Origin of the sequence: Aeromonas sp. (genome assembly GCF_050633025.1) — a bacterium.
In the GTDB taxonomy this organism is placed as follows: Bacteria; Pseudomonadota; Gammaproteobacteria; order Enterobacterales; family Aeromonadaceae; genus Aeromonas.
This window is the reverse complement of record NZ_JBODRQ010000139.1, coordinates 1-8263: the sequence shown is the minus strand read 5'-3', so window position 1 is coordinate 8263 and position 8263 is coordinate 1. Positions and strand designations below refer to the sequence as shown.

General features: G+C 57.7%; 5 protein-coding genes and 1 pseudogene. 5 read left to right on the top strand and 1 reads right to left on the bottom strand.

Annotation, left to right across the window (positions count from 1 at the left end):
* Positions 1–273: pseudogene (locus ACRAUW_RS15205) on the top strand (ABC transporter substrate-binding protein); the annotation flags it as partial.
* 36 nt (positions 274–309) lie between these two features.
* On the opposite strand, the gene ACRAUW_RS15200 reads toward ACRAUW_RS15205, so the two are convergent.
* Positions 310–1173, bottom strand: a complete 864-nt coding sequence (locus ACRAUW_RS15200; protein WP_431362947.1) for a LysR substrate-binding domain-containing protein — start codon at positions 1171–1173, stop codon at positions 310–312.
* A gap of 156 nt (positions 1174–1329) precedes the next feature.
* Here ACRAUW_RS15200 and ACRAUW_RS15195 point away from each other — a divergent pair, with 156 nt between their 5' ends.
* From ACRAUW_RS15195 to pflB, 4 genes are all read left to right on the top strand, one after another.
* Entirely contained in the window at positions 1330–2763 is a 1434-nt protein-coding gene (locus ACRAUW_RS15195; RefSeq protein ID WP_431362946.1) for a glycoside hydrolase family 1 protein, read from the top strand.
* A gap of 193 nt (positions 2764–2956) precedes the next feature.
* Positions 2957–4717, top strand: coding sequence for a 30S ribosomal protein S12 methylthiotransferase accessory factor YcaO (gene ycaO, locus ACRAUW_RS15190; RefSeq protein ID WP_431362945.1), 1761 nt, complete (start codon positions 2957–2959; stop codon positions 4715–4717).
* 381 nt (positions 4718–5098) lie between these two features.
* On the top strand, positions 5099–5947 hold the full coding sequence (gene focA, locus ACRAUW_RS15185; protein WP_431362944.1) for a formate transporter FocA: 849 nt from the start codon (positions 5099–5101) through the stop codon (positions 5945–5947).
* Positions 5948–5993: 46 nt separating this feature from the next.
* Positions 5994–8263: formate C-acetyltransferase (gene pflB / locus ACRAUW_RS15180; RefSeq protein WP_431362943.1), on the top strand; the 2270-nt coding region annotated here is incomplete at its 3' end.

The following is an 8263-nucleotide window of genomic DNA, read 5'->3' as shown; positions in this document are numbered from 1 at the left end:
CACACCATCAATGTTGATAATGTCTTCAAGATGCTGGCGGCGGGGCGGGGGGATCTGATGGTGACCGACCCACTGGTGGCTCGTTTCAAACTCAACCAGCTGGGATTGTCCGGGCAGGTGGTCGAGGTGCCGCTGCAGCTTGCCTCTACCCCGTTCAATCTCTGCATCGGCAAGCACTCTCGCTTTAATACCCGGATAACCGAGTTTAACCGTACCCTGCAACAGCTGCGACAAAGCGGCGAGTTGGCGCGTATCGTCGAACGCTATCGTTGATGCGCGGCCGCCATCTGCTGTTTGCCAACGGCGTGTCTATCTTGGCGCCATATCGGCGATGGTTGCCCAGAAGGCATCGATCAAGGGCCCCTTGCTGTGGGGCGGACGGATAAGGCCAATGGTCCAGCAGGCTTCCCCATCTCTAAGGGGGAGGGTGAGTACATCCGGGTGCTCTATGGTGGTGGAGGAGGGGACCAGGGTCCAGGCGATCTCTGCCGCCGCGGTGGCGACTCCGGCGGCGAAGTCGTTGACGTACTGGATATCGCGAAAACGCAGCCCGCTCTGGGCCAGATAGTTCATCAGGTGATCGTAAAAGGATGGGGCCTTGTCACGACGCAGGATCGCCAGCGGCTTGTCCACCAGATCCGCCAACTCCCTCACATCGCGGTAGCTGGCGGGCAGCACGGCGACAAAGTGGGCTTCGACCACTGGCAGGGCGTGCCACCCCTTGGGGGCGGGCAGGCGGCAAAAACCGAGATCCAGCTTGCCTTCACTGAGCGCCAGTAGCTGGTGGTGGGTGGAGAGATCGTTGAGCTCGATGGTCACTTGCGGCCGCTCGGCGCGAAAGCGGGCGATGGCGGCGGGCACCAGGATCTTGGTGGCCACACCAAAGCCGATGCGCAGGGTGCCGCCGTTGCCCGCCAGCACGTCGCGGGCGGTACGGGAGAGCTGCTCGCTCTGGATGACCACAGAGCGGGCATCCTCATACAGCGCCCTGCCCAGTCCGGTGAGGCGAGTAGTGCTAGCGTTGCGCTCGAACAGCTCGCCGCCCAGCTCCTCCTCCAGCCGCCTTATCTGTTTGCTCAGGGCCGACTGGGTAACATGCTGGCGTACCGCCGCCTGGCCGAAGTGCAACACCTCCCCCAGAGTGACGAAGGCCTTCAGATCCCGTAGCTCCATCAGGGCTCCTTCATTCCTTTCGGGAATGTTGAGTGGTCATATATGTCATTGGACGGAATTCTAGAACTGTTCGATGCTATTGCCAATTCAATTGGGTGCCGCCAGTCGGCGCAATCGAGGTGGCCATGACCACCGCCGCAGAAGGAGCAACACCAGATGCATCACCACAAGTTCAACGACTTCCCGAGCGATTTTCTGTGGGGCGCCGCCTCCGCCGCCTATCAGGTGGAGGGGGGCTGGAATGCCGATGGCAAGGGGCCCTCGGTGTGGGATCTCTTCACCAAGTTGCCGGGCAAGACCTTTGAGGGGAGTAACGGCGATGTGGCGGTTGATCACTACCACCGCATGGAAGCGGACGTGGCGCTGATGGCCGAGATGGGGCTCAAGGCCTACCGCTTCTCGGTGAGCTGGCCGCGCATCTACCCCACCGGTCGGGGGGAGGTGAGCGAGGCGGGGCTGGCCTTCTACGAGAAGCTGATCGACACCCTCTTGGCCCACCAGATCGAGCCGGTACTGACCCTTTATCACTGGGATCTGCCGCAGGCGCTGCAGGATGAGTACGGCGGCTGGGAAGACAGACGCATTATCGCCGATTTCGAGCGCTACTGCGTGACCCTCTATCAGCGCTTTGCCGGCAAGGTGAAGTACTGGGTGTCGCTTAACGAGCAGAACTACAACCTGACCAATGCCTATCAGCTCGGCACCCATCCGCCCGCAGTGCAGGATCGCAAGCGCTTCTTTGCCGCCAACCATATCGCGTTTCTGGCCAATGCCCGGGTGATCAAGGCGTTTCGCCAGCATGTGCCAAATGGCCTCATCGGCCCGAGCTTTGCCTACTCCCCTGCCTATCCTGCGTCGTGCGACCCGAAAGATATGCTGGCCTATGAGAACGCCGAGGAGTTCAACAACCTCTGGTGGCTGGATGCCTACTGCTTTGGCCGCTATCCGCAGGCGGCGCTCGCTTACTTGCGGGAAAACGGCGAGGCGCCCGAGATCCTGCCGGGTGATATGGAGTTGCTGCGCGAGGGGACGCCCGACTACATCGGCGTCAACTACTACTACACCCTGACCTACACCGATAACCCCTTGGGCGGTCAGACCCTGCAGCGGATCAACACCACCGGCAAGAAGGGCACCACGCCGTCCAGCGGCATCCCCGGCCTCTACAAGACGGCGCCCAATCCGCACCTTGAGACCAGTAACTGGGACTGGGCCATCGATCCGACCGGGATGCGTATCGCCCTGCGTCGCCTCTCTTCCCGCTATGGTCTGCCGCTGATGATCACCGAGAACGGCCTTGGCGAGTTCGACAAGCTGGAGGCGGGTGACAAGGTGAACGATGCGTACCGCATCGATTACCTGCGCAGCCACGTCAAGGCGTGCCAGGAGGCGATGCAGGATGGTGTAGAGCTGCTCGGTTACTGTGCCTGGTCGTTCACCGACATCCTGAGCTGGCTCAACGGCTATCAGAAGCGCTACGGCTTCGTCTATGTGGAGCGTGACGAGCAGGGCGGGTCACTTCGCCGGATCAAGAAAGCGAGTTTCCACTGGTACAGCCAGGTGATCGCGAGCCAGGGCAAGCAGCTCTGACGGTTTATCGCGTCGCGTAACCAGCGGGCCCGGGCAATCCCCGGGCCCGCGCTGTTTGTGGCGGGGGAGAGGGGGCAAGCCGGTTTCTCTCCGTGCGACTCATCCCTGTTTGCTGATTTTTGTCCTGCCAAAGCCGCCGACCCCTGCTATTATCTGCGGCCGAACATGAGCCAATAAAAATCAGGATATCGTGATGACTGACCACACTTTTATTCCCGGCAAGGACGCGGCGCTGGAAGACTCCATCGAACGCTTCCAGACCAAGCTGCAAGCCTTGGGCTTTGATATTGAAGAGGCCTCCTGGCTCAACCCCGTGCCGAACGTCTGGTCGGTGCATATTCGCGACAAAGAGTGCGCCCTCTGCTTCACCAACGGCAAGGGTGCCAGCAAGAAGGCGGCCCTCGCGTCTGCCCTTGGCGAATATTTTGAGCGTCTCTCCACCAACTACTTCTTCGCCGACTTCTATCTGGGCGAGCAGGTCGCCAACGGCGATTTCGTTCACTACCCGAACGAGAAGTGGTTCCCCATCGAGGGTGACCAGTTCCCGGCCGGTCTGCTAGACAGCTTCACCCGCAAGTTTTACAACCCGGACGGTGAAGTGACCGCCGACATGCTGGTGGATCTGCAGTCAAACAACGAAGAGCGCGGTATCGTCGCGCTGCCGTTCGAACGCCAGTCCGATCACCAGACTGTCTACATCCCGATGAACATCATCGGCAACCTCTATGTCTCCAACGGCATGAGCGCCGGCAACACCAAGACCGAAGCGCGCACCCAGGCGCTCTCCGAGGTGTTCGAGCGCCACGTGAAGAACAAGATCATCGCCGAGGCCATCAGCTTGCCGCTGATCCCGGACGAGGTCATTGCCCGTTATCCGGGGATTGCCGCCTCCATCGCGGCGCTGGAAGCGGAAGGCTTCCCGATTTACAGCTTCGATGCGTCTCTGGGCGGCCGCTATCCGGTCATCTGCGTGGTGCTGCTCAACCCGAGCAATGGCACTTGTTTTGCCTCCTTCGGCGCCCATCCGCGCTTTGAAGTGGCCTTCGAGCGGACTGTCACCGAGCTGCTGCAGGGCCGCGGTCTCAAGGATCTCGACGTGTTTGTACCGCCGTCATTTGATAACGAACAGGTCGCAGATCACCACAACCTTGAGACCCACTTCATCGACTCCTCGGGCCTCATCAGTTGGGATCTGTTCAAGCAGGATGCGGACTTCGAGTTTGCCGATTGGGACTTCCGTGGCACTTCGCAGGAGGAGTTCGATCACCTGATCGGCATCTTCCATGAGCTGGAGCAGCCGGTCTATATCGCCGACTACGAGCATCTGGGTGTCTACGCCTGCCGCATTCTGGTGCCGGGCATGTCCGACATCTATCCGGCCGAAGATCTGCTGCTGGCCAACAACAACATGGGCGCCAACCTGCGCGAAGTGATCCTGGCGCTGCCATCACTTGATTGGGATGCCGAGCAGTACATGGCGTTGTTTGATCAACTGGATGAAGAGGGGCACGACGAGCGTACCCGTGTACGCGAGCTGCTGGGCATCGCCGCCGCCAAGGGGACCGCGCTGCACACTCTGCGCGTTGGCGAGCTGAAAGCCATGCTCGCGCTGGCCGCCGGTGAGCTGGAGACCGCACTGGATCTCATTGACTGGACCATGGAGTTCAACCAGTCGGTGTTCACTGCCGAGCGTGCCAGCTACTACCGCGCCCTGCGTGCCTGCGTCGAGTTGTTCCTGGATGAGGAGCGGGATCCGGAGCAGTATCGCGCCGTCTTCACCCGCATGTATGGCGAAGAGACGCTGGCACAGGCATGGGCCACCGCCAGTGGTGAAGCACGCTTCCACGGTCTGGAGGCGGCCGACCTGTCGCTCTCCCAGTTCCCGCTGCACCAGAAGCTGCTGGTGGCCTACGAGAAGCTGCAGAAGGCCAAGCGAGCCCATCACTGGGCGTGATCGTTGCTGTAAAGGAAGGGGCCGTGTGGCCCCTTCTGTTTATCGTGCGGCAAAGCACGGTATTGTTATTCAAAGATGAAATAAAAAACAAAAAATACCCCTAAGGGGGTTGATGGCAGGGCAGGGAATGTGCTGGTGATCTGCAAAGATATCTTGCCAATACCATATTTCCATGCTTTGAAATAAATTCTTTAAAATCATTGCATTAAAAATGTGATATTTCTGTTTCAGCTGATACCTGGTGTAAAGTGGCGTAGCCATCGCACTAAAATATTTGTAGTAAAATTACATTTGCACTCTGATAAACTTGATCAATGTCAATTTTGGCCATTTGGCCCTTTGTTATGATTTCAACAGGCAAAACATTCAGGTAGATCATAATTGAAAGCTGAATCCCCATTCGATTGTCTCAAGCCCGAAGCCATCGCTGCACTGGCTGAAGACATCACCTATGCCAAGGCTACCAAGCCGGCATACAAGGTCATTCCACTGGCCATTACCGCGGGCGCTTTCATCGCCATCGCGTTTATCTTCTACATCACAGTGACTACCGGAGCAGGCTCCATGCCTTGGGGGATGGCCAAGCTGGTTGGCGGTCTCTGCTTCTCTCTCGGTCTTATTCTTTGTGTGCTGCTCGGTGCCGAGCTGTTTACCTCCACCACCCTGACCCTGGTGGCCAAAGCGGCCAACCGGATCAGCTGGGCCCAACTGCTCAAGAATTGGGGACTGGTCTACTTCGGTAACCTGATTGGTGGTCTGCTGATGGTTGGCCTTATCATCATGTCGGCGGAATATACTGCGGCGGATGGTCAGTGGGGGCTCAATGCCATGAAGGTTGCTCAGCACAAGATCCATCACACTTTCTTCGAAGCGTTGGCACTCGGCATCCTCTGTAACCTGATGGTATGTCTTGCTGCCTGGATGGCCTTTGGTGCCCGCAGCGCGACTGACAAGGTAGTGGTTATGCTGCTGCCGGTTGCCATGTTCGTGGCATCAGGTTTCGAGCACAGCATCGCAAACATGTTTATGATTCCGGTTGGTATCGCTATCCACAGCGTGGCTAGTCCGGAATTTTGGCAGGCCATCGGCCAGGATCCGGCAACCTTTGCTGACCTGACCGTATCCAACTTCGTCCTACACAACCTCATCCCCGTGACCATCGGCAATATCATCGGTGGTGGCGTGATGGTTGGTCTGACTTACTGGTTTATCTTCCGTCGTCATCATTAAGGATGATTGCGGGATACTACATCAATACCGTGTGAGGTAATGAAAAATGGCAGAACTTAACGAACAGTTCCAAAAAGCATGGGAAGGCTTCGCGGCCGGTGAATGGCAGACCTCTGTCAACACCCGTGACTTCATCCAGAAGAACTACACCCCGTATGAAGGTGACGAGTCCTTCCTGGCTGGCGCGACCGAAGCGACCACCAAGCTGTGGGACAAGGTCATGGAAGGGATCAAAATCGAGAACCGCACTCACGCGCCGGTCGATTTTGATACTGACCTGCCCTCCACCATTACCGCACACGATGCCGGTTATATCGATCAGAGCCTGGAGCAGATCGTTGGTCTGCAGACTGACAAGCCGCTGAAGCGCGCCATCATCGCCAACGGCGGTATCAAGATGGTTAAAACTTCTTGCGAAGTGTACGGTCGTCAACTGGACCCGATGGTCGAGAAGATCTTCACCGAGTACCGCAAGACTCACAACCAGGGCGTGTTTGACGTTTACACCAAAGACATCCTGAACTGCCGTAAGTCTGGTGTTATCACCGGTCTGCCGGATGCCTACGGCCGTGGCCGTATCATCGGTGACTACCGTCGTGTTGCCCTGTACGGTATCGACTTCCTGATGGCCGACAAACTGGCCCAGTTCAAGTCCCTGCAAGCTGACCTGGAAAACGGCGTAAACCTGGAAGCCACCATCCGTCTGCGCGAAGAGATCTCCGAGCAGCACCGTGCCCTGGCACAGATGAAGGTGATGGCTGCCAAGTACGGTTGCGATATCTCCGTACCGGCTGCCAACGCCAAAGAAGCTGTACAGTGGACCTACTTCGCCTACCTGGCGGCAGTCAAGTCCCAGAACGGTGCAGCCATGTCCTTCGGTCGTACCTCCAGCTTCCTGGATATCTACATCGAGCGTGACCTGCAAAAAGGCCTGATCACCGAGCAAGAAGCCCAGGAGCTGATGGACCACATGGTCATGAAGCTGCGTATGGTTCGCTTCCTGCGTACTCCGGAATACGATTCACTGTTCTCTGGCGACCCGATGTGGGCGACCGAGACCCTGGCCGGTATGGGCGTTGATGGCCGTACCCTGGTCACCAAGAACAGCTTCCGTATGCTGAACACCCTGTACACCATGGGCCCGTCCCCTGAGCCGAACCTGACCATCCTGTGGTCCGAGCAGCTGCCGGTCGGTTTCAAGAAGTACTGCGCCAAGGTTTCCATCGAGACCTCCTCTGTTCAGTACGAGAACGATGATCTGATGCGTCCGGACTTCAACAACGATGACTACGCCATCGCTTGCTGCGTTTCCCCGCAGGTTGTCGGTAAACACATGCAGTTCTTTGGTGCCCGTGCCAACCTGGCCAAGACCATGCTTTATGCAATCAACGGCGGTGTGGACGAGAAGCTCAAACTGCAAGTTGGTCCCAAGACTGCACCTATCACCTCCGAGTACCTGAACTACGACGAAGTGATGAGCAATCTGGATCACTTCATGGATTGGCTGGCCAAGCAGTACGTTGCTGCGCTGAACATCATCCACTACATGCACGACAAGTACAGCTACGAAGCATCGCTGATGGCGCTGATGGACCGTGACGTCTATCGCACCATGGCCTGCGGTATCGCCGGTCTGTCTGTAGCAGCTGACTCTCTGTCTGCCATCAAGTACGCCAAGGTCAAGCCGATCCGTGATGAAGATGGCATTGCCATCGACTTCGAAATCGACGGTGAATATCCGCAGTTCGGTAACAACGACGCTCGTGTCGATGATATCGCCTGTGAGCTGGTTGAGACCTTCATGAAGAAGATCCAGAAGCTGAACACCTACCGTGGCGCTGTTGCTACCCAGTCTGTTCTGACCATCACCTCTAACGTGGTATATGGCAAGAAGACCGGTAACACTCCGGATGGCCGTCGCTCAGGTGCGCCGTTTGGCCCGGGTGCCAACCCGATGCACGGTCGTGACCAGAAGGGTGCCGTTGCTTCCCTGACTTCCGTTGCCAAGCTGCCGTTTGCGTACGCGAAAGATGGTATCTCCTATACCTTCTCCATCGTTCCGAACGCACTGGGTAAAGATATGGAAGCCCAGAAAGCCAACCTGGCTGGCCTGATGGACGGTTACTTCCACCACGAAGCTAACGTAGAGGGTGGTCAGCACCTGAACGTGAACGTGATGAACCGTGAAATGCTGCTGGACGCCATGGAAGACCCGGAGAAATATCCGCAGTTGACCATCCGCGTATCCGGTTATGCCGTTCGCTTCAACTCTTTGACCAAAGAGCAACAGCAAGACGTCATCACCCGTACCTTCAC

Excerpts from the sequence above, each read along its gene's own strand:
- ACRAUW_RS15200 (WP_431362947.1), bottom strand. The coding sequence starts at position 1,173 with ATGGAGCTACGGGATCTGAAGGCCTTCGTCACTCTGGGGGAGGTGTTG.
- ACRAUW_RS15195 (WP_431362946.1), top strand. The coding sequence starts at position 1,330 with ATGCATCACCACAAGTTCAACGACTTCCCGAGCGATTTTCTGTGGGGC.
- ycaO (WP_431362945.1), top strand. The coding sequence starts at position 2,957 with ATGACTGACCACACTTTTATTCCCGGCAAGGACGCGGCGCTGGAAGAC.